Here is a 21387-nt window from a genome sequence, read left to right as displayed (position 1 = left end):
GGCAACATTATGACACAAGGTACAGTAAAATGGTTTAATGCAGACAAAGGTTTCGGTTTCATTGAAATCGAAGGCGGAGACGATGTATTCGTTCATTTCAGTGCTATTCAAGGTGAAGGTTTCAAATCATTAGAAGAAGGTCAAAAAGTGACTTTTGATATCGAGCAAGGTCAACGTGGAGCACAAGCTGCTAACGTTCACAAAGCATAATCAAAAGTGATAACAAAAAGGACTCCTTATGAAGGAGTCCTTTTTTTATGGTCTTATAATTAGCAAACCATGATTTATCTACTATTAGTTCAATAGAAAACCCAGGCTTTTAAAAAAAGCCTGGGTTTTAGACAAGACGATCGATACAAGGTATAACTAGTTATAACATACATTAGAAATAGAAAGCAAATGCAAATAAATTAGCTATATTTTCAATTAAATAATATAGTAGTAATTTTTAATCTATGCGATAGCATTGGTACAAATTATCTTCGATGGGGATTAAGGGGGATTTTATTAATAAGCCGTTCTCCAGCTTCCATGTGATTTCCACACAAAGGGCATTTTTGGTGGTTGTCGTAAGAGAAATCTTTTCTCATCCAGCCCTTACAATCTTCTACTGTACATTCCCAAACCTCTGTTTGTTCTTGAGCTAAAGGTTCTTGGTTTCTTTTGCCGTAATAATACATACTAACATCACTACTCCTCATATTACATTATAGCTTATAAAGGAGTAATAATCATTTATATAAATTAGTGTTTCTTACCATTTTATTTTCATGGAATAATGCACGGAATTTTTGATATAAGAATTTCTAAACACTTGGTAATAATGTTCATATCTTCTTCTTTTGCTTTTTAATTGCACCACTTACTGTAGTAGTACATACCTAAACTAAGCCGCCAACGTAAGGAGGGTTAGTTTAAAGATTAGTTTAATGGTGGAATCATTTCGCTTATCACCGGTAATCAAATGGTTATTTATAGGGGCTTTCCAGCAGTTTCATGACTTGTTGGAAACTTTTATTTCGAGTTATTATAAATAATAAAACTTCATTTTACCTCAAATTAAAATATATTGTCAATGAAAAATTTGTAATATTTTCAAAAAATGTTATAATAGTTTTACAATTGTTTTTTCGATCGTATTCCGAATTCCGCTGTGTTTTTTTTCAGATAGAATTATGGATACATTTTTTCAATACCCTTTTTTTAAACTGAAAAAAAACTCAAACAGTTGTGTGAGCTTTAAAGGTAAGTTAGTTGAATAAAATTATTAATTTACCATCTAATAGTAACCGAGTTTTTATTCTACAAGGAGGCCTAGAATAATGAATCTAATCAATAAGAAAGTTACACACAAGCTTTTTGGGATAGGTAGTATAGTTAAATGTAATGATTCTAGTATTGAAATACATTTCGCATCGGAAAATAAAAAGTTTGTTTTCCCTGATGTATTTGGAAAGCATCTAAAACTGCATGATAAAAGTGTTGCTCATTCACTCGAAAAAATTATAGAAAAAAAGGAAATGGAACACAACGAGGAAGAACGGAAGAAGGAAGAGGAAAAAAAACTACAACGAAAAAACCAGGAACTTCGCTGGGGACTTGAAAAACTTATGAAAAATCATAAACTTCATTCTGAATCACAAATGGTTTTTTGGTGTGACATAGAAGAACAGAATAGTTCTTTTTTAGAGTGGAAGGTTTTTTCAGGTGTAATAAAAAGCGGTAATAACAAGGGGAAGCCAACCAAACCCATCCGTTTGCACCAAAATAGTGCTGTCTTGTTAACAGCAATAGATTCCAGTATGCCTGAAAAAGACAGACGTATCTTAGGCGTCTATATGGTGAATGAAGATTTTATCGGTAAGCTTTGTGAAGATGGATATATTCCTGCTCATTCAAAATACAGACTCCAGCTTACAGAACAGGAATCGGATCAGATGCCTTTCTGGAAATATTATGTAAATGAAAGAACATCCCAAAAAATGACATGGAATACAGGTAAATACCGTTATTTTGATAATTTATGGATGGCTCAAATTTTGCTTGATATAGCTGAGTTAAAAAGTGACCCAAAGGAAAGAGAGCTGGCACAACAATTTTTTGAACATTTTTGTAAAATGAATCTGATAACAGCTGAGGAGTTACCAAAGCCTAATGGCGCATTGATGCGTATGTAAACGTTAGCCCAAAGATAATAGGACTGACACATTTTTCTCACCCATCATTAATAGCGAACATTCCTTAGCTGTTCGCTATTAAAAAGGCAAGAACAGAACGTAGGAGAGAAGATGAAGGATATAACGTGAAAATATTTAGTGATGGAAAAACAGTAACTATAAGAGTATCGAATGAATTAGTAACAATCTTAAAAATTCATTATGTAAAAAACATGAAAAGATACTCTTATACGGTTACTAAATATCCAAGTGTTTTTTCTTTGAAGAAGAATTGATGAAACAAGAATAATAAGTAGATAATGAGGAGATACACCTATGCTTAAATTTAAAGTTATTTTCGAATTTATAAATGGCAGGACAAAGGAATTAAAATTCGAAGCCGCATCAAAGAAAGAAGTCATTAGTCATATAACAAAATATGAAAGATTCATTTCGAATGAAAAAGAGTTAGTGCACATCAATTTAAATAACGTGGTACAGTTTATGATTACAGAAGAAAAATAATAATAAAAACTAGGCATCTATTAATTGAGGTGCTTTTTATTTTAATAAATAGACTGATTTAAATTTAAATAACATTTCTGAGAGTAGTAATAAAATTGAGCGGTTAATTAAAGCTCTTCTTAGCTCTTCACTAGATAAAGAGAAAGTTATAGAACAATTAATTGAAATGGAGTTAGAACTTGACCATATTAATGGGCACTATAAAAGCTTAAAAAAAAGAATTAAAACAATTACTTAATGTTTAAGTAAAAAAAGTTACTTATAAACTATAAAATATGGAGAAAAATACATGAGCACTAACACTCTGTCTTTATTTTCAGAAAAATACTTTGAAGGATTAACTTTAAGTCCAGCTCTGTTTTATTCATGGAAATATAGCATTCGCTTTGAAATATCAGATCCATTAATTTCATCTCACGAAAAAGATTGTTTGAATCAAGCTTTTCATCGATCAATCACATTATTTCAAAGGGTATTTGGAGAGGGAGATGAGATTCTTTTTGTTACGGATGTACATACTACGAACAAAGATCGTTTCCTTCAAAAAAGACCTTTAAACGTTTATTTAAAATACATAAAAGATAAACAGCGGCTATATCAATTAAACCATCACTGTTTGCCGAGTATATTTCAGGATGAAGATGAAGACGATGATCAATCTTTGACCCATCGCTTTGTACTTTCTTGTAAGAAAACAGAATTAAGATATGCGCAGCTTTTAAAGGCTATTAATTATGAAGACTTTGCTCATCCATCTACTATTCTGAAGAGTAATTCCCAAAGTAGTTATGATATTTACTTTATTAATTTCTCTAAAAAAATGATTTTTCATTTGTATGATGATCGCGGATGTGATGTCTTAGCCTCAAGTAAAGAATCTATACGCTTTCTTTATGAAGAATATAATAATTGGATTTTGGATTATGATCGAGAAGAAATTGACCTTTTATTTAAGTGAAAAGTAGGATTCATCCACTAATTAGCACATTTTTTATATCCATAATCACCTGTCTTACAGTAACTAAAAATAAAAAGGGTATCTACAATCTTCTAGGTTAATTTTGATATATAATCAGATTAGCATTAGGCTTATAGCTCAATGGAAATATGACCCTAAGGAGATATTACAATAATGCAAGACCTAAAAAATAATAAACCGACAGTAGCTTGGCAACAAAGAATGGAAGATGATGAAATTTTCACTGTAGAGAATATTAAAGCCACTGATGAAATCCTTGATACTTATATGAATAGACTTAAAGATTCTGTAGATAAAATGTCAGAACAAGATATCTTAGAATATGTAAAAGAGGTAGTTATAGGATTAAACGAATTAAATGAACAATTTGATTATTTCATTGAAACGTTAGAAAGAGAAGAACTTTGCGATTTTATCATTAAAGCTGCAAATGCAGCTGGCTTAGAGATTAAAGAGGATATTACAGAAGAGTGGAGAGAGTGGTAACATACAAATGCTTACATATAGGAGAATTAAATATGGATTCTAAGCAGTTATTTCTAGTTACCATAATCACGACCCTAGGAAGTAATGTAAAAGAAGAACATTGTGTGAAATGTTCTTCTTTTATAAATGATCAGAGTGAGGTATAGCTGCATACATTTGCAGGTGTCTTTTTGACACTTAAATTTAATCGTTCTAATGGCCATGAAATAATGAAAGAGAATATTGATAAACATAAATAATTACGAATCCTAGCGAAATTAATAGCCATACATGCAATTTTCTGAAGTGCTTGATGGTATTTCCAATTATTTCATGAAAGATAACAAAAGACAGTGTACCGATTGCTGCGCCAGTCGATAAAGCTTGTAGTTTAAGTGAGGAAACTTGTACACTTTCACCAATGAATAAACTGCCTCCTAAAGACAGCGACAGAATGGCTATAATTAGTAAAAAGAAGGTGTTAGGTATTTTTGCTATAGAGAGGACTGTCATAATTGCCATCCCCTCTGGGACCTGATGTAAAAGGGTAGCTGCGAATACAGAAGCTGATTGGTGCATATCTGTTATTCCAAATGTAATACCTGTGATGACATTATGAAAAAAGATAGCAACCGTTAATAAGATAAGTGCCTGTAAGGGTGAAATTTCGCTGTTTTGTTTATGCAAAAAGAGGTCAATGCATAGCATGATGATATATCCGGCTACAATTCCTAATAAAACGCCTCTTAAATCATATAGATGCCAAGTAGACGGAAGGATATCAAAGAACAATAAGCCCAATAAGATTCCACCGCATATAGCATACATAAATTGGATTCTTCCCCTTGCCAGATGGTTTACTAATTTGAGAAGTCCTCCTCCTGCTAATAAACCCAGTAAAGAACCTAAAGTAAATAAGATATTCATTTCTATATGCATAATTGCTACTTCCTTTCGGCTATATGGTTTTTTACAACTAACCTATTCAAAGGAAAGGCAATCATACCTATGTTTTATAAATGGTTAAAAAAATAAAAGTACACGATATTAACTTGGGAGTAATTTTTAGGTAAATCACTAATAAAAAAGGACATACTAACGTTATCTAAAAAAGAGGTGTTACTATGGAATCTCCTTTTGAAATGATAACCAATGTGGACAAGGTCGAAAATGCTTATTATATAGAAGTGAAACCAGGTGAGTACAATGCAAAGTATTGGAATAAAGAATCGGTCTATTTTGCTGATGAAGCTTTTGCTTATTTCTATACCACGATTTGCAAGTATGTGCCACAGTACCAACCTACCCAAGTGACAGAAATCAAGGCAGAAACATGGCTAAGGATTAGTAATCAGCTGCAAGAACTCGCATATTTTTTGAGCACTAATCCGCCTATGATTAAACTAAAGAAATGGATTGATTTTAGCAAAGTAGAGGGAACGTACAAACAGTTTGATCATCAAAAAAACAAGTACATTCGCGAGTTAATTAACATGATTAACGAATTTACAGTGTGGATAACAAAGGTATGTCAAACGCAATCATATATCACCATTTTGGGCACTTAACAGGCCTTGAAACCTTAGAGGCTTGGAATGAAGAGCAAAATCCCAAAAACAAATCATGAGTTAAATCACTAAAAATGCCCTCAGATGAAGCAAGTGATTCTATAAATCAAAAAAAGATACTTTATAAAGTATCTTTTTTTGATTTAAGTTTTTGAAGAATGTAAAATCTAATTGGTATCATTCGGTACTTCAAGAGAAGTAGGTTTGGTGTTCCTTTTGAAAAATGAAATAATTACCATTATAAGAACGAATGCTACACAAACTATAGAGCTTAACCTATTCGCACTGTCTATGAGAAAGACTATGAAGCTAATAATTAATGTACATGCGGCAAAAAGCGTTAAATAAGGGAAGCCCCAAAGTTTAAAATATGGTTTTTCTTTATATTGAGGACGTAGCTTTAGCTGAGCTAAGCAAATACTAATCCATATAAGAGAAACTGTAAATCCAGGAATAGCTAATAAATAAGAAAAAGCTTTTTCAGGATATAAGTATACGAGGTACGTTCCCAATAATAAAAATAGGACACTGAAAGCTAAACTGTAAACAGGTACGCCTTGTTTATTTACATAGGACAAACTTTTAGGAGCATCTCCCGACTGAGATAAAGAATGAAGCATCCTTGTACAGCCATAAATACCTGAATTGGCTGCTGAAAGGACAGCTGTTAATAAAATAAAGTTCATAATATGAGAAGCACCTTGAAGCCCGGCTGTTTCAAATACTTGGACAAAAGGGCTAGCATTTGCATCAATTTTATCCCATGGTATCAAGCCACAGATAATAAAAATAGGCAAAGTATAAAACAGAACTACTCTCCACATAACGCCTTTAACTACCCCTGGTAATACCTTTTCAGCATCTTTTGTTTCCGTAATAGTTAAACCAATGAGTTCTGATCCTCCATACGAGAATATGACTACAAGTAATGTAGAAAAAACGGCTTTCCAGCCATTTGGCACAAAATCACTATAATTATGAAGATAATGAGAAGATGAATTATTACTTGGCATAATTCCAAATAGTATCGCTATACCTAATAAAATAAAAGCAATAATAACAAAGATTTTAATACCAGCAAACCAAAACTCAATTTCTCCAAAAGACTTTACGCTTGTAGCATTAATTAAAATAAGTACAATTGAACAAATAAGACAAAGAATCCATAAAGGAATAGAAGAAAACCAATATTGCAGAAAACTACCTGCAGCGATGACTTCAATAACGCACACAGTAAGCCACATAAAGCAATAAGTAGCTCCCATTACAAAAGAAAAACGTCTTCCAAAAGCTTTTTGAATTAGATCTTTCATATTGTGCGATGGGTATACAATAGCCATTTCAGCCAAAGCTCCCATTACAATGAGAAGCAATAGTCCAGCAAATAGATACGAAAAGATAACCGAAGGTCCTGCTAATCCAATTGTATCAGCACTCCCTTTGAAAATCCCTGTTCCAATCATTCCTCCAATAGCAATCATTCGAATGTGTCGCGGTAATAATTGCTTTTTTAACGTATTCTTTGATGCAGTATTTTCTTTCATGATGCCCTCCTTTTAACATAAAAAAGTCCCTGCTGAATTATTCAGCAGGGACGAAAATTTCGCGGTACCACCCTATATTGTAAAAACATCTTACCTCTTAATTACCATAACGGTTTTATCCGTCCTCTCTAAAACACCATTAGAAGAGGAAGCTCTAGGAGTGAATTTCATCTCTAATCTTTGTACTGACTTCCACCAATTATCAGCTCTCTATAACAGGGAGATTAGGATTACTTAAGATCCTATCTTAGCTTTTATTTATTAAATTAAAGTGTATGTAATGTATATCATCATAGTTAGTTTGAAATTAAATGTCAATATGTTTTTATCTATTTACAGCTATAAGAAGAGTTATTAGATTTTACATAAAGATAATCATTACCACTATTCGGTATTTAATCATTCCTTTTCCAATCATTTGCACTGTGATTGAATTGTACGCTTTTCTATAATAGAAAACCTACTGTGCAAACAAGAGTACAGTAGGTTTTCAAATCAGAATAAAAATGGTGAGGAAATATCTCAGTATTGTATCCTAAAGAATATAACAAGACAAGAGTTATTATCCTTTTTGGAACTTTTCTTTTACAAAATTTGAATTATAAATATATAAAAACCTTTAATAATAGGAATTTTAAAGGTTTGTTACTTCTTATAATTTTGATTATAGGAATTTATCTGTACATACGTAAAAGCCATTTAAGAATTATCTTAAATGGCTTTTACAGTGTTTATATTATTTCATTTACTCATCAACAATTATCGTATCAGCGTTTATATCCTCGAAACAGAGGTTTACTGTTCTTTGTTTCGCTCTGGTTCTATGTATTGTTCCAGCTGGTATAAGTAACATATCATTCGGTTTTAACACGGCTGTATCCTTATCTTTAAAATCAATTAAAAGTTCTCCCTCCATAATCATAAAAAGTTCATCTGAATTAGAATGATAGTGCCATTTGTATTCGCCTGAAAATACAGCTATACGAAGGCAGTGATTATTAATGTTTGATACAGGAAAATTCACGTGTTGATCTTTAATATCTTTTGTAATTTCTTGAAGATTAATCTTTTCCAGCTCTAATTTCTCTACCATTACAATTCTCCCTTTATATTTTTTCTATAATAAATTCAATGTAATTTCCCCATATACACTAAACCATTTGAACGATTTCCATTCATAGTTGTATATTCTAATTTCTTGTATTCTAAGGTTTCAAATTGATCTATCCATTCTTTCACGCGTTCTTCGCTATGATGACGTAAAATGGCTCCATCTGGTAATTCAAAAACCCCATATTTATGATACTTAGTGAGTCCCTTTTCATAACGTAATTTATTTCTTTCATCACTATTTAGTAGAAAGTCGTTGATGTAAATAATACCTCCTGGCTTTAGTACCCGTTTAATCTCATTTAAAATAGCATTTTGTTCATCACTTTTATGAACACATGTTAAAACTGCAAAAAGTAAGACAGCATCCAAAGAAGCATTAGGAAAAGGAAGCTTCCCACTTTGAATAACTTGAAAATCGATTTCTGAGTTATGAGACTTAGCTCTTTTAATCATTTCTTCTGAAAAGTCTACACCATGTAAATTGTTATAATCGTAACTTCTTAATTCCAATAAAGTCCGTCCATACCCACAACCATAATCTAATATGGCAGCATTGTGATTAACATGTGTTAGGAATAATTCAGGTTGAAAAGGCGTAGTAAATTCTTTTTTATTAGCTACTTCATTCCAATATTCATCTTGTTTGATCATCTTTATGAAACATCTCCCTATTGATCTATCAACTTTTATTGCATCATAGCATGTAAAAACATAAAATAATGTGAGATATCTCATATTTTTATAATAGTAGGAGAAAAAATGAAATTTTTAAACGACCCTATGCGAAGTTACTATATCGAGAAATACTCTATTCAATCACTTTTTTCCTTTCCAATTACTCCGTTTATTCAGGTCTGCGAATTTGAACGTGGTGAATTTATCTATAAGGAAGGCTCCTATCCTCAATATATTTATTATCTTGTTGAAGGTAAGGCAAAACTCTATGTTACACACGAAAATGGGAAAGTGTCCTTGATTAATTTTTTACAAGCTCCAACATTTATGGGGGAAGTGGAACTATTAAATTCACAAAGATATTCTAAAGCTATACAAACTGTCACTAAAACCATTTGTTTGGCTATTCATATTAACACCTGTAAAAATAAGCTCTTAACAGATGTAACATTTCTCAGATATTTATGTAGTTTTTTAAGTGAGAAAGCAACTAAAATTTCAGCAAAGTATACACAAAATCAGGCCTATCCACTTGAGAATCGCCTTGCTGCCTTTCTAATATTGTCGGCTGATGATAACTTTTATAAAGAAAAACATACTGAAGTATGTGAGTATTTAGGTGTATCATATCGCCATCTGCTCCATGTACTAGCTCAACTATGTAAAAAAAATATTATTGAAAAGCAGTCGCAAGGCTACATCATTAAAGAAAGAGAATATCTTGAAAAACTAGCTAAATTAAATTGAAAATACTTATAATAATTTTGCTTCAAAATAAAGATAACTATATGTATAATCCATACATTTTTAATTAACATAATGAACTTTCTAGGAACCTAACACCTAAAAAAGATTTTCTATTTCATTGTGGTGCTTCTCATTTGTTCTAAAATGTTCAATATTTTTGTCTACTATTTAAAGAAAATCACTCTACTGAGTGATTTTCTTTGTTTAAGGCTAAACTTATACTAAGAATGAATAGTATAAAATAAGAATCTATGGGTGAAAAATGTATGTTAAAAAAGATTGTTCTACTCCTATCCATATCTTTTTTTGCTTTAGGTGCTCCTCTTACTGTATCAGCACACGCAGTCCTTTTGGATGCATCACCGAAAGAAGGAAGTCAACTAAAGAAAATGCCTGACAAGGTATCATTGACGTTTAATGAACGACTAGGAGAAGGTGTTTTTAATCTTCAAGTACGTAATGACAAAGGAAAGCTTATTACCACTAAGAAAGCAACAATGAATCGATCTCATAAAACGATTTCTTTGGATGTGCCACCTTCTAAAAAAGGGATTTATACCGTTAGCTATTCAGTCATTTCTGCGGATAGCCATCCTTTACAAGGAACGTACGTCTTTTCTATAGGAGAAAAAATAGATCAAGCTATTACGAATGACACTAGTAATCAAGGCGAAAACGGTAAGCACAGTTCTTTGTATAATATAGGTTTTTCTTTAGGACAAACATTCTATTATCTGTCCTTATTATGGTTAGTTGGCTTTGTACTATGGAAATGGTATGTTCCTTATCAAACAGGTCATCAGAAACAAAAGTATAATACCAATGTAAAGTACCTCCAGATTGGTTATATGATTTTTCTACTGATTAGTATAGGAGTCCAAGGTACTGGGCTATTAAAAGATTCTAGCCTTTCCCAAATACAAACATTTGTTGTGCATTCTCCTACTGGTTGGTCGTGGATGACTTGTATTCTTCTTGTATGTGTAGGTTTTCTCTTCCTACTAAAGAATAAATGGTTTGATTTTATGTGGGCAGGTTTGCTGTTAGTAGCTACTACGTTAAATGGTCATGCTATAGCATCAGACGTACCAATCTATACAATGATTTTAGACTTTATCCATTTAGTTACAGCCTCTTTATGGGCAGCTGGGTTAGTTTATCTTTTCATGATATGGCGTAAGGAGAGAGAACAAGCTCTAGCTTTTCTTCCTATTTTTTCGCGTATAGCTTTTGTGAGTCTTATGTTATTAATCCTTTCGGGTGTTCTTTACACATTAAAGCTTCTTCCAGACATAACAGCACTCTTTAAAACCACCTGGGGACTGTTATTGTTAGCTAAAATATTTATGGTCATGTTAGTAGCTGGTATAGGAATACTCATTAGAGAACATCTCCGAAAGAATGATTCACCAAGCTTTGCAAAGTTTTTAATTTCCGACATAAATTTTATGCTGATTATTGTATTAATTGTAGGAACGATTACACACTTAAACCCTGTTCCACATAATGACCCTTTGGTATGGAAAGAAAATAAGCAAGACATAGAGTTTCTCGTGAAAACGTCAACCTTATCTCCTGGCAAGGATTTTCTCTGGGTAACAGCATCTTTACCACAGGATGGATCTTCTATTCAATCGATAGACATCGCACTTTCTCCTAAAAATACAGGAGAGCTTGCACCCATAGATGTGCCCTTAAAGGAAAGTAAAGGAGAAAATCGGAAGAAACAACAATTACAGTATAAGATGTATGAAACAAACAACCTTGTCATTCCTTATGCGGGAAGATGGCAAATTGCCGTACGGCTTGTTACATCAAACCTAGATGAGGTTGTGATTTATAAAGACATCGTTGTTTACGATGTTAAATAATGATTTTAGAAAGAAGGAAACGAAATGAAAAAACAAGTAGCAGCTCTTTTATCTACATTCATTCTTTCAACCATTGCATTTGCAGGAACGGCGAGTGCTCATGTTGTCGTATATCCTCAAGAAGCAACACAAGGCTCTTATGAAAAATTTACTGTACGTGTTCCAACTGAAAAAGATATTGCAACTACAAAAGTAAAAGTCGAGATTCCAAAAGACGTAGAAATATCTCGATTCGAGCCTAAAGAAGGATGGAAATATGAACTTCAAGAAGACTCTTCAGGTTTGATTACAAGTGTGACATGGACAGCTACCGATGCAGGCTTGTCGCCTACAGAGTTTGGGGAATTCAGTATGCAAGGAAAAGTAGGCGATAATGCTAAGAAGATTGTTTGGAAGGCCTATCAAACATATAAAGATGGATCAACAGTAGCATGGGAAGGGCCAGCTGATGCAGATACACCTGCATCTATTACAACGGTAGTAAAAGGAAACGGAGCAGAGGGAGATTCTCATATATCAGCTACTAACGATGACTCAAATTCTGCACTTCCTACTACTCTTTCCATTGTTGCCTTAGTATTAGGCATTGTTTCATTAATTTTAAGTTTAAGAAGAAAGAAGCAGAGCTAGTTATTAAAGGTTTGACTAAACAACAATCTAAAAACGCAGGTTAACGTTTGTTAATCTGCGTTTTCTATTCTTATTTATTGATTATTACGATATACATAAGGGTCATCTGGTTTTTCTTCACGTTTTACTTTTGTTATTTTTACAATGGGAATTGTCTTTTTAAATGGTTGATAATACATCGTACTTACTTCACCAGTTACCGTTACCCAATCATCATTTTTAAATGATACATCATCCGGAAATTGAACTAACATCCCAAACACGCCTGAATCAGCTATACAATGAATAATCCCAAAACGAAATAAAAAGTACTGATTGTCTTTTAATTCTTTGGTGTGGTACATAAATCCCTTAAACTTAATTTGTTTTCCAGTAAACTCACCAGGATATCGATAAATGGTTTCCATCGCATTTAAAAACTCTTCATCTTCTAAATTAATGGTTTTTCCTTTTGAAAACTTTTTTAAATCTTTATGAATCATTTTATCGTATGCATCTTCTCCATAAAAAGAACTCGTATCTGGTTGTAGAAACTGATGTGAGGAGTAAGGATCTTTTTTATCATAAATAGGAAAATGAAATCCTTTCGCTTCAACAATATTTGAATCAAGTGTAGCTACAGGCAAAAAGAAGACAGTTAATACAGGTAAGAAATAAAGAGGGTACCAAGCCCATCTTTTCCACTTGTTTGATGATTCGTGACTATGGCCACAGCTACAGTCATCATCATGATTATGGTGATGATCCTTTTCATCCGTTCCTGTCATATAAAACACTAACTCTGCAATGGTTAGGAACCATAGTAAGAAAATGGTGCCGAATGAAATCCATGAATATTTCATGTTAATGTATTTTGAAATATCTCCAGTTGCATGAAGATGCATAAATATCATAGTAAAGCCTAATAAAATTAAAACTCTAAACATAAATGTCCCTCCTTTTTAATGAACGATTAATAGAGATAGGACTAGTACCAGAATAAACACGTATGCAAATAGTGAAAAAACAAATTTTGTCTTAAATTGACTCAACATCATTAATGTATTTTTTATATCAAACATAGGGCCAAATACTAGAAAGGCTATAATTGCACTATCGTTAAATGTGCTTCGAAATGATGAAGCAATAAAGGCATCAGCTGAAGAACATAAGGATAAAATATAAGATAAACCCATCATAACTACATTTGAAGATACTGCTCCGTGGCCGAGAGCAATGAGGGTAGAGGTCTTCACATAAGTTTGCATGGCGGCCGCGATTAACCCACCGATAATGACAAATTTCCCAACAGAAAAGAATTCATCAATAGTATGTTTAAGAGCATCTCCTATTTTTTCACTCATCTTCTTAGAAGCAGTGTGTACATGTATTTCATTTTTAACTTGTGGTGTTTTAAATTGAAAGGCTAAAATTAAACCTACTATTAAAGATACAAGAAAGGCAACAACACCACGTTCAATCATGATTTTCCAATCGTTACCGAAAGCCACAAATGTCGCAAATAAGACAACAGGATTAATAATAGGCCCTGTTAACATGAACGGAATAGCAGCATATAAGGGAACACCTTTTGCCATTAAACGCCTTGTAATAGGGACAATTCCACATTCACAAGCTGGAAATAAAGCTCCAATTACACTTGCTAGAACAATTGCCCCAAATTTATTTTTAGGAATAGCTTTTGCCATCATTTCGTCTGTTACAAAAATTTGAATAATACCAGAAATAATTACACCTAATAATATAAAAGGTAGAGCTTCAATTAGGATACTAATAAATATGGTGTTCATTTGTAAAAGAGATGAACTCATTATACTCACTCCAACTAAGAAATAATCATGTTGCTTTATATTCGAATTTTCTGTTTGTTTTTAAACATAGAAAAAGCCCCTTTAAATAGAAAGTAATATCACTTACAAACAGTGATATTACACTATTTATATAAAGGGGACAATCTCAAAAAAAAATAAATATATACAATAGCCGTAATAAAAAAATATCTTTATAACATAAACAACTAGCAGTCTCTAGGAAAGTGAGCTTAATCAAAACCCTAAAGACCATATTATTTAAAAATATCCTTTAATATTTACATTAACATTTCTTTTTACATTTGTACTTTACCATAGAAAAATGAAAGAATGGTGAAAAATAATTTAACAATTTTTTACTTTTGGTTCTAATCAAAAATTTTGCAGTACTTTAACACTATAATCTGAGTATATAACTGTTTTAATGGTGTATAGCTTATCTTCAACAGTAAATCTATTATAGAATGCTTTCTATTCACCAGGACCTATCAGCTGTTCATCTTGATAAAGTTCATATACGTAGGGGTTATCAGGTTGATGTATGGACTCAATCTGTTGAATTTGAATATATGGAACGTCCTCTTGATTGTACGTAGCTTTTTTAACTATTCCTTTTATATGAACCCAATTGTCTGTCTTAAATGTAGAGGCATTCTCTATAGTTGATAGCATTCCATAAACGGATGCATCTGCCACACAACATGATATGCCAAAACGAGCTACCACAAATTGATTATCTTTAAATCCATTTTCACGGTATACAAATCCATCGACCTCAATTTTTTTGCCTATAAACTGATCTACATTATTTTCAATGATACTCATCACAGGAATATAATCTGTATTATTTACATTAATGCTCTTTTGTTTTAGTAGCTTTTTTTCAAGTAATTTATAAAATCCTTTAGGTGGGATTTTAGGCGGAGAAATATTACTTTGATGCTTTAAGGGAACGTTTTTTGGTACTTCTTCTGAATCACCAGCTAATACCTTATTCGTGTATTCTTCTACTTTGAAATTAGTAGATTTAACTTTATTGCTTCCTTGTTGAGCTGGTTGCTCGCCAGGGAGATTAGCTGAAAACTTCACTCCTCTTTTTACTGCAACTGAGCTGTCAAGTGTATGATTTGAAAATAGAAAGCCCGTCATAATAGGTAATAGAAATAAAGAGTAAATAGACGTTGTTCGAATTTTTCCTTTTTCCGTATGATCATGACCGCATTCACAAGATGAATCCTTATTTACACTACTTCGCCAAATTTGTATAATTCCCAACAAAAAAAAGGTACCAGAAGAAAACAATATAAAAGGCATCATTTTAGGCGCAATAAATTGAATGATTTTACCTGTTAATATGAGTTTAAACATAAGGAGGGAAAAACCAATTAGTAATATTCCCCTTATATAAATGATAAATTGCTGATCAATTTTATTCATACCATTTCTCCTATCTACTAACTATTCCATAAGTCATGACGATAAGATACACAATCACAGTAATGATAAGAATCAGACTAAATGCAAAACGTTTTTTAAAAAAGGACAATAGCATAATGGTGTTTTTAAAATCCATCATTGGTCCATATAGTAGAAAGGCAAGAAGAGCTGTAGGTGAAAATGTATGAGAAAAAGATGAAGCAACAAAAGCATCTGCTTCTGAACAAAGTGAAAGTACATAAGCAAATCCCATCATAACAGCAGAAGACATATAGTCATTGCTTGCAAGGTTCGTCAATAGTTGTCTATCTAAAAAGGTTTGAAATAGACTTGCTACGAGTGCACCAAATAATAAGTATTTGCCCATGTCGAAAAATTCATCACCGGCATGATATAACGTTTGTTTTAATTTGTTATCTACGTTTGCTTCTTCATGTTCATGAACGTGTACATGTCGTAGCTGATTTGAATTTTAAAAAAAGAAATAAACGGATAAACCAATTAATAGACAAGCCACAGCAGCCAGGCCCATACGACTGTAAACGATGGACGTATTTGACTGGAATGCATAAAAAGTAGCAGCAAAGACAACGGGATTTAAAATGGGTGCCCCAACTAAAATGACAATGCCGATATGAAGAGGCATTCCTTTTTTTAATAACCGCCTTATAACTGGAATAATGGCACATTCACAAACCGGTAAAAGAGCACTTACTAGAACAGCTGGTAAAAGGGCTATATACGGATTTTTTGGAATCAGACGTTGAATGAATTCTTCTGAGACAAATACTTGAATAAGGGCAGATGCAAATACTCCCAGCAAGATAAAGGGGATAGCTTCAAGTACAATGCTTAAAAAAATAGAGTTTACATTTAATAAAGATGCTGGAATGGCTAAATCATTTGTATTTATATCAACAAAGAAAAAACAGTAACCAAAAAGCATTAGTAACAGCACACCAATTAGGTCTTTACTTACCTGTGATAGAGTTGTCATAATCTATCGTTTCACCTCCAATTACTAGAACTATATGATAGAGTTTGAACAAGTTATGCACCTAATAAAAAAGAGTTAATATAAAAAATTTATTTAAAAGATAAAAACCTCGAAAATAGTGATTATATCCCCTTCCCAAAACGTAATGATTACGATTTTTTATATATATTATGTGAAAATTATAAGATATATAACTGAGAAAAATTAATACATTTAGTTTTTTCATTTCTTATCTTAGCATCATTGAATTTAGCACTAGAATATAGTGAGAGTGGATATATGAATTATTTATATGGTGGAATCTTCCTGTTTGTTGGCCTATTTCTAATCAATGTTTTGTTTTCGTATCAAAATAAGCATATTGATTTAGCTTTTGAAACTACATTAAAATACCAAATTTATGCTTTCCCGTTATTTTTAATCGCTAATATGTTAATTGGATATGGAATCAAATTTGGGTTTAAAGCTGTTCATAACTTAACATTTGTTTTACTGACATCGAAAGGGATGGAAGTAATAATTGCCGTATTAATGAGTTACCTTTTCTTTAAAGAAGCTCCTACGTGGAAAACCTTACTTGGAATTTTTATTATGGCTATAGGGGTAGTTATTTCTAAAATGAAGTAGAGAGGGTGACAATTCGGTATAAACTAATTAAAAAGAAAGAGGTATTATAAAAAATCAATAAAATATTCTTTACCTATCAAATAAAGAGACTTTAAACATCTAAAGTAAAGAAAAAGAATGAAAGAATAACACCTTTCATTCTTTTTTATATAGATTAATTCTTTTTATAAAAAATATATCTATCATTATCCTAAAACAGAGATAATTTTATTGCTTACTTGCGCGTAATAAAATTTACATTATTTTAATACTTATATTGTTATAAAATATATAAGTTGGTAAAATAAAGAAAAATGATTGGTGGTATCTAAATATTGATGAGCATTAAAGAGAAGATACTGATGAAGCATGTAGAAAGAAAACTACATAAGTTACAAATTGATCTTGTGCATTTTATTCCAGGAAGAATTAGACTTCGTTCATCTGTTTGGAAAGGGGATAAAAAGCTAGTTGAATTAATCATTTTAAATTTGAAGTCTCAACCTCTTGTCTATGATGCAGTATTTACACCAGATACCGGGAGTTTAATTATTACATATAAGGGTTCTCATATGACAAATAACAAAGAACTTGAAGAATGGTTTCAACTTATTGAACAAATATACCAAGAAGAATATAGAGCCTAAGGAAAGGGAGGAATGGGCATGCTTCCTACTGTAATTGGTTTAGGGGCCTCTTTTATTGCTCCAAAAATTATGTCTCAATTTCGTGATCAAAAAATAAAAGTATTGCATGCGATGCCGGGGCGACTGCGTATACAATGTGACAGTTGGAAGCACCGTATCATTGCACATGCTCTAACGGAAGAAGTAAAAAAACATCCTCTTATTTTAACGTCGGAAGCTTCAGAACTAACCGGAAGTTTGCTGCTTCAATTTGTTGTACCTCATATTAACCAGGAAGAGCTAGATGAGCTGATGAGTTATATCGTACAAATAGCAGCTAATGCCACTTTAAACAAAGATGCTACATTGATGAATGGCATGACTAACACACTTAGATTTATAGATAAAGGAATTAAAAAGCAAACTAATGGCTTTGCTGACTTTGATAGTTTATTTGTTCTCTTTTTATTAGGAAAAGGGATTCAGACGTTTGGAAGTGCGCCTGCTTTTTCTGCAAGCTTACTTTATTGGTCATACAACATCATTAAAGAGAAGGGGGAAAAGAACAGGTGATGATGTTTGGGGTAAAGGTAGCTCATTCTCTTCCTGGAAGAACCCGATTTTATATACCTAAACGATTAGAAATAAGTCGTATTGAAGCTTGGCTACGCTCTTTCCCAGGCGTATATTCTGCAAACTATAATCAAGTAACCGGAAGTCTACTCATTTATCATTATATTAACCTTTCTTTGGATAAACTAAAGTCTTTTACCCAGAAATATAGACATACAATCAGTCAAGTAACATCTTCATGGAAAAACTTCGTCCCTGTTATAGCTTGTGGAACCGTATTTTTAATTAACTGGTACCTGCAACGTTCTTCATACTCTCCTATAGTAAAGGCAGTTTCTTATTGGATTAGCTCTCTTACTGCTATTAGTACTTCCTATGATGTAATTAAAGATGGTGTTGTTCATGTCCTAAAAGAACGCAAAGGGAATGCTAATACATTAACAGCTGCTTCTATATTCGCTTCTTTGTATATGAAGAATCCAGGATCGGCTTTAATTATCACTTTGATGTCTACTATTAGTGAGCTATTAACAGACTATACGTCTGAACAAACCAAGCATTATATTCACTCCGTTCTAAAATTAGATGTCTCATATGCCTGGAGAGTAAAAGAAAAGGGTGTTGAAGAAAAGGTTTTAGTCGAGGATATTCAAGTTGGTGATAAGGTTGTAGTTTTTACTGGAGAAAAGATCCCCGTGGATGGAATCATAATAGAGGGGAACGGTACAGCAGATGAAGCTTCAATTACTGGGGAGTATATGCCACGAGAGGTAAGTGGTGGAGATAATGTGTACGCTGGAAGTGTTTTGCAGAGTGGACATGTTACTGTAACAGTTGAAAAAGTAGGAGAAGATACATCCCTCTCTAAAATTGTGAAACTGTTGGAGGAAGCACAAGATAAACGCGCTCCTATTCAAAATATAGCCGATACAGTAGCTGAAAAAATGGTTCCTGTTTCTTTTGGTTTGGCACTGCTTACATTTTTCTTCACTCGAAACCTTAACAGAGCGATGAGTATGTTAGTTATTGATTTTATTTGCGGAATTAAATTATCAACGGCCACAGCTTTATACGCATCCATTGGACGTGCTGCAAAAGAAGGGGCTATTGTTAAAGGCAGTGATCATATTGAAAAGATGTCTAAACTAAATACAGTTATTCTTGATAAGACCGGAACTATTACAGAAGGAATGCCTGTGGTTCAGCAAGTAATTGCTGCTGAAGGCTTTAATCAAGAAGATGTCATTCGTTTAGCTGCAGCAGCTGAGAAAAATTCTACCCATCCTATTGCTGATGCAATTATGAAGCAAGCGAAAGAATGGAACATTTTAATTCCTATTAGAGACAATAATGCTCAAGTAGAAACAACGGTAGGAAAAGGAATTTCCACTTGGCTAAATGGTAAAAGAGTTGTTGTTGGAAGTTTACGCTTTATGAATGAATTAAAAGTCAAAACAACCAACTTACTTCAACACATGCAAAACGACGAAAATGTGATTTATGTAGCTTATGATCAAACACTTGTAGGAGTAGTTAGCATTTTTGACAAAATACGTTCTGGTATGCACCGCGCAGTGAATAATCTTCGACATCAAGGTATCAACGACATCATTATGCTTACTGGAGACAAGAGAACGGTTGCAAGAGAGATGGCGCGTCGCTTAAAACTGAACTGGTATCATGCAGAGGCTTTGCCAGATGATAAAGCCTTTTATGTGAAGAAGTATGGGAGCACAGGAGCTGTCATGATGGTAGGTGACGGCATTAACGATGCACCAGCTTTAGCTCATGCTCATGTAGGTGTAACGATGGGTGCTAAACGAACAGACATTGCTTCAGAAGCCAGTGACGTTATTATTACGTCTGATAACCCAGAAATGCTTTCTGAGTTAGTTGGACTATCTAAAAAGACCATGAACATTATTAAACAAAACTTTATTGCCACGTTTACTATTAATGGTATTGCAATTTTATTCGGTGCTTTAGGTATCTTCTCTCCAATTGTGGGAGCAGCTATTCATAATGCGGCTACTATTGGTGTAGTAATAAATAGTGCAAGAATTTTATGGTTAGGGAGGGAAACTAATGAATCCCAAATTCTACGTTCTGCATGATATACCAGGTCGTATTCGATTTCATATCCCAGCATTGAGAGATAAGAAAAATCATGTGGAAATAGAGCATATGTTTTCTGCTTTAAAAGGTATAACGAGTGTGAGAATAGAACCCACCATTCAAACTATGCTTATTTACTATGATGTTTCACAACTTTCTCGCAATACCATTTTTCGTTATGTATCTATCTTTTTTCAGCAAACGCGTTTAGATCCATTAGATGATATTATGATTCAAATGGATCCTGCCACACGAAATGATTGGCTACGTACATTGTTTTCTGGAGGATTACTTCTACTGGCAGGTATTCGAAAATCATCTTTTTATAAACCAGATGCACTCGTATATGGAGCAGTAGTTGCAACAGGCTATACGGTCTTATCCCATGGTACGAGCAATAAAATGAGGCACCCAGATATTTTAACCGGCATTGTTACGATGTTATCTCTAGGGCCATCAAATATGCTATATGTAGCGATGATTACATGGATTGTGAATGTGTTGGAATTGTTACATGAAAAGCAGAAAGTGCAATCACAAAAGCTATCTACAATTACGTAAGATATTCATTCATACCTTTTGTATGAATTGATATAAAAAACTTAGGATTATGGGGGAGTTTTATAATGATTAATCGCGATTTTCTAATGGGATTTGTATCAGGAACAGTGGTAGGCGCAGTAGGCTACCGTTTATATGAACAAAACGGTGGGCAATTACAACGTTTGGTTCAACCTAAACAGGCATATGGTGGACAACAAACTATTTCATCTTATCAACCTTCTATGGAAGAGCTTCAAGCACAGAAAGAGCGTCTAGAAGATATGATTGCTGAATTACAAGTAAAATAATGATAAAAAGAGTGAGGGATAGTTCCAGGCTAACTCTCACTCTTTTTATTCATAATGAGGGAATCATTTTTAAATGATGAAACGCTTATTTACCGTAC

23 protein-coding genes, 1 pseudogene and 1 other annotated feature are annotated in these 21387 nt (G+C 32.9%); of the genes and pseudogenes, 15 read left to right on the top strand and 9 right to left on the bottom strand.

Annotated features, from left to right (window positions below; all coding sequences use genetic code 11):
• Nucleotides 1–9: 9 nt before the first annotated feature.
• Entirely contained in the window at nucleotides 10–210 is a 201-nt protein-coding gene (locus AC1DEF_RS11035; RefSeq protein WP_013056497.1) for a cold-shock protein, read from the top strand.
• Between the two features lie 266 nt (nucleotides 211–476).
• Here the strand turns inward: AC1DEF_RS11035 and AC1DEF_RS11030 are convergent, their stop codons facing one another.
• Nucleotides 477–680 carry a cold-shock protein gene (locus tag AC1DEF_RS11030; RefSeq protein ID WP_016763693.1) on the bottom strand — a complete coding sequence of 68 codons (204 nt, stop codon included), beginning with the start codon at nucleotides 678–680 and terminating at the stop codon, nucleotides 477–479.
• Nucleotides 681–1322: 642 nt separating this feature from the next.
• Between AC1DEF_RS11030 and AC1DEF_RS11025 the strand changes: the two genes are divergently transcribed.
• The 4 genes from AC1DEF_RS11025 (at nucleotide 1323) to AC1DEF_RS11010 (ending at nucleotide 4146) form a co-directional block, all read left to right on the top strand.
• Nucleotides 1323–2177, top strand: a complete 855-nt coding sequence (locus tag AC1DEF_RS11025) for a hypothetical protein (RefSeq protein WP_043981857.1) — start codon at nucleotides 1323–1325, stop codon at nucleotides 2175–2177.
• Between the two features lie 315 nt (nucleotides 2178–2492).
• Nucleotides 2493–2681, top strand: a complete 189-nt coding sequence (locus AC1DEF_RS11020) for a hypothetical protein (protein WP_013082641.1) — start codon at nucleotides 2493–2495, stop codon at nucleotides 2679–2681.
• 289 nt (nucleotides 2682–2970) lie between these two features.
• Nucleotides 2971–3639 carry a DUF3885 domain-containing protein gene (locus tag AC1DEF_RS11015; protein WP_097823744.1) on the top strand — a complete coding sequence of 223 codons (669 nt, stop codon included), beginning with the start codon at nucleotides 2971–2973 and terminating at the stop codon, nucleotides 3637–3639.
• Nucleotides 3640–3813: 174 nt separating this feature from the next.
• The gene (locus AC1DEF_RS11010; RefSeq protein WP_176521242.1) at nucleotides 3814–4146 is read left to right on the top strand and encodes a hypothetical protein; all 333 of its coding nucleotides are present in this window, start codon (nucleotides 3814–3816) and stop codon (nucleotides 4144–4146) included.
• Between the two features lie 192 nt (nucleotides 4147–4338).
• On the opposite strand, the gene AC1DEF_RS11005 is transcribed toward AC1DEF_RS11010, so the two are convergent.
• Nucleotides 4339–5064 carry a ZIP family metal transporter gene (locus AC1DEF_RS11005; protein WP_097823742.1) on the bottom strand — a complete coding sequence of 242 codons (726 nt, stop codon included), beginning with the start codon at nucleotides 5062–5064 and terminating at the stop codon, nucleotides 4339–4341.
• A 185-nt stretch (nucleotides 5065–5249) separates the two neighbouring features.
• Between AC1DEF_RS11005 and AC1DEF_RS11000 the strand changes: the two genes are divergently transcribed.
• Nucleotides 5250–5693, top strand: coding sequence for a hypothetical protein (locus AC1DEF_RS11000; RefSeq protein WP_097823741.1), 444 nt, complete (start codon nucleotides 5250–5252; stop codon nucleotides 5691–5693).
• Between the two features lie 167 nt (nucleotides 5694–5860).
• Here the strand turns inward: AC1DEF_RS11000 and AC1DEF_RS10995 are convergent, their stop codons facing one another.
• The 3 genes from AC1DEF_RS10995 to AC1DEF_RS10985 all read right to left on the bottom strand — a co-directional run bounded on the left by AC1DEF_RS10995 (nucleotide 5861) and on the right by AC1DEF_RS10985 (nucleotide 9001).
• A complete protein-coding gene (locus AC1DEF_RS10995) occupies nucleotides 5861–7237 on the bottom strand; it encodes an amino acid permease (RefSeq protein WP_043981862.1) in 1377 nt (458 codons plus the stop codon).
• Nucleotides 7238–7280: 43 nt separating this feature from the next.
• Nucleotides 7281–7495: a binding site (T-box leader), on the bottom strand.
• Nucleotides 7496–7982: 487 nt separating this feature from the next.
• Entirely contained in the window at nucleotides 7983–8312 is a 330-nt protein-coding gene (locus AC1DEF_RS10990) for a cupin domain-containing protein (protein ID WP_097824369.1), read from the bottom strand.
• A gap of 53 nt (nucleotides 8313–8365) precedes the next feature.
• The gene (locus AC1DEF_RS10985) at nucleotides 8366–9001 is read right to left on the bottom strand and encodes a class I SAM-dependent methyltransferase (RefSeq protein WP_097823740.1); all 636 of its coding nucleotides are present in this window, start codon (nucleotides 8999–9001) and stop codon (nucleotides 8366–8368) included.
• Between the two features lie 108 nt (nucleotides 9002–9109).
• Here AC1DEF_RS10985 and yeiL point away from each other — a divergent pair, with 108 nt between their 5' ends.
• The 3 genes from yeiL (at nucleotide 9110) to AC1DEF_RS10970 (ending at nucleotide 12273) form a co-directional block, all read left to right on the top strand.
• Nucleotides 9110–9772 (top strand): transcriptional regulator YeiL, encoded by a 663-nt coding sequence (gene yeiL, locus AC1DEF_RS10980; protein ID WP_097823739.1) that lies wholly within the window; start codon nucleotides 9110–9112, stop codon nucleotides 9770–9772.
• A gap of 266 nt (nucleotides 9773–10038) precedes the next feature.
• The gene (locus AC1DEF_RS10975; RefSeq protein WP_097823738.1) at nucleotides 10039–11643 is read left to right on the top strand and encodes a copper resistance CopC/CopD family protein; all 1605 of its coding nucleotides are present in this window, start codon (nucleotides 10039–10041) and stop codon (nucleotides 11641–11643) included.
• Between the two features lie 24 nt (nucleotides 11644–11667).
• A complete protein-coding gene (locus AC1DEF_RS10970) occupies nucleotides 11668–12273 on the top strand; it encodes a YcnI family copper-binding membrane protein (protein WP_097823737.1) in 606 nt (201 codons plus the stop codon).
• A gap of 74 nt (nucleotides 12274–12347) precedes the next feature.
• On the opposite strand, the gene AC1DEF_RS10965 is transcribed toward AC1DEF_RS10970, so the two are convergent.
• From AC1DEF_RS10965 to AC1DEF_RS10950, 4 genes and pseudogenes are all read right to left on the bottom strand, one after another.
• Nucleotides 12348–13199, bottom strand: coding sequence for a TIGR03943 family putative permease subunit (locus tag AC1DEF_RS10965; RefSeq protein WP_097823736.1), 852 nt, complete (start codon nucleotides 13197–13199; stop codon nucleotides 12348–12350).
• Nucleotides 13200–13214: 15 nt separating this feature from the next.
• Nucleotides 13215–14084, bottom strand: coding sequence for a permease (locus AC1DEF_RS10960; protein ID WP_097823735.1), 870 nt, complete (start codon nucleotides 14082–14084; stop codon nucleotides 13215–13217).
• A gap of 471 nt (nucleotides 14085–14555) precedes the next feature.
• Nucleotides 14556–15521, bottom strand: coding sequence for a TIGR03943 family putative permease subunit (locus AC1DEF_RS10955; RefSeq protein ID WP_097823734.1), 966 nt, complete (start codon nucleotides 15519–15521; stop codon nucleotides 14556–14558).
• 10 nt (nucleotides 15522–15531) lie between these two features.
• A pseudogene (locus AC1DEF_RS10950) lies at nucleotides 15532–16518 on the bottom strand (permease).
• Nucleotides 16519–16797: 279 nt separating this feature from the next.
• Between AC1DEF_RS10950 and AC1DEF_RS10945 the strand changes: the two are divergent.
• The 6 genes from AC1DEF_RS10945 to AC1DEF_RS10920 all read left to right on the top strand — a co-directional run bounded on the left by AC1DEF_RS10945 (nucleotide 16798) and on the right by AC1DEF_RS10920 (nucleotide 21289).
• Entirely contained in the window at nucleotides 16798–17145 is a 348-nt protein-coding gene (locus tag AC1DEF_RS10945) for a hypothetical protein (RefSeq protein ID WP_071275525.1), read from the top strand.
• Between the two features lie 341 nt (nucleotides 17146–17486).
• Nucleotides 17487–17771, top strand: coding sequence for an HMA2 domain-containing protein (locus AC1DEF_RS10940; RefSeq protein ID WP_097823732.1), 285 nt, complete (start codon nucleotides 17487–17489; stop codon nucleotides 17769–17771).
• 18 nt (nucleotides 17772–17789) lie between these two features.
• Entirely contained in the window at nucleotides 17790–18323 is a 534-nt protein-coding gene (locus AC1DEF_RS10935; protein WP_097823731.1) for an HMA2 domain-containing protein, read from the top strand.
• The gene (locus tag AC1DEF_RS10930; RefSeq protein WP_230184778.1) at nucleotides 18323–20437 is read left to right on the top strand and encodes a heavy metal translocating P-type ATPase; all 2115 of its coding nucleotides are present in this window, start codon (nucleotides 18323–18325) and stop codon (nucleotides 20435–20437) included. The genes AC1DEF_RS10935 and AC1DEF_RS10930 overlap by 1 nt, the downstream gene beginning before the upstream one ends.
• Nucleotides 20409–20999, top strand: a complete 591-nt coding sequence (locus tag AC1DEF_RS10925) for an HMA2 domain-containing protein (RefSeq protein ID WP_029714746.1) — start codon at nucleotides 20409–20411, stop codon at nucleotides 20997–20999. Before AC1DEF_RS10930 ends, AC1DEF_RS10925 begins: the two co-directional genes overlap by 29 nt.
• A 65-nt stretch (nucleotides 21000–21064) precedes the next feature.
• A complete protein-coding gene (locus AC1DEF_RS10920; protein ID WP_011106165.1) occupies nucleotides 21065–21289 on the top strand; it encodes a hypothetical protein in 225 nt (74 codons plus the stop codon).
• Nucleotides 21290–21387: the final 98 nt, after the last annotated feature.

It is taken from the genome of Priestia sp. 10L35 (assembly GCF_056395685.1).
The sequence above is the reverse complement of the archived record's forward strand: the minus strand, read 5'-3'. Positions and strand labels throughout refer to the sequence as shown.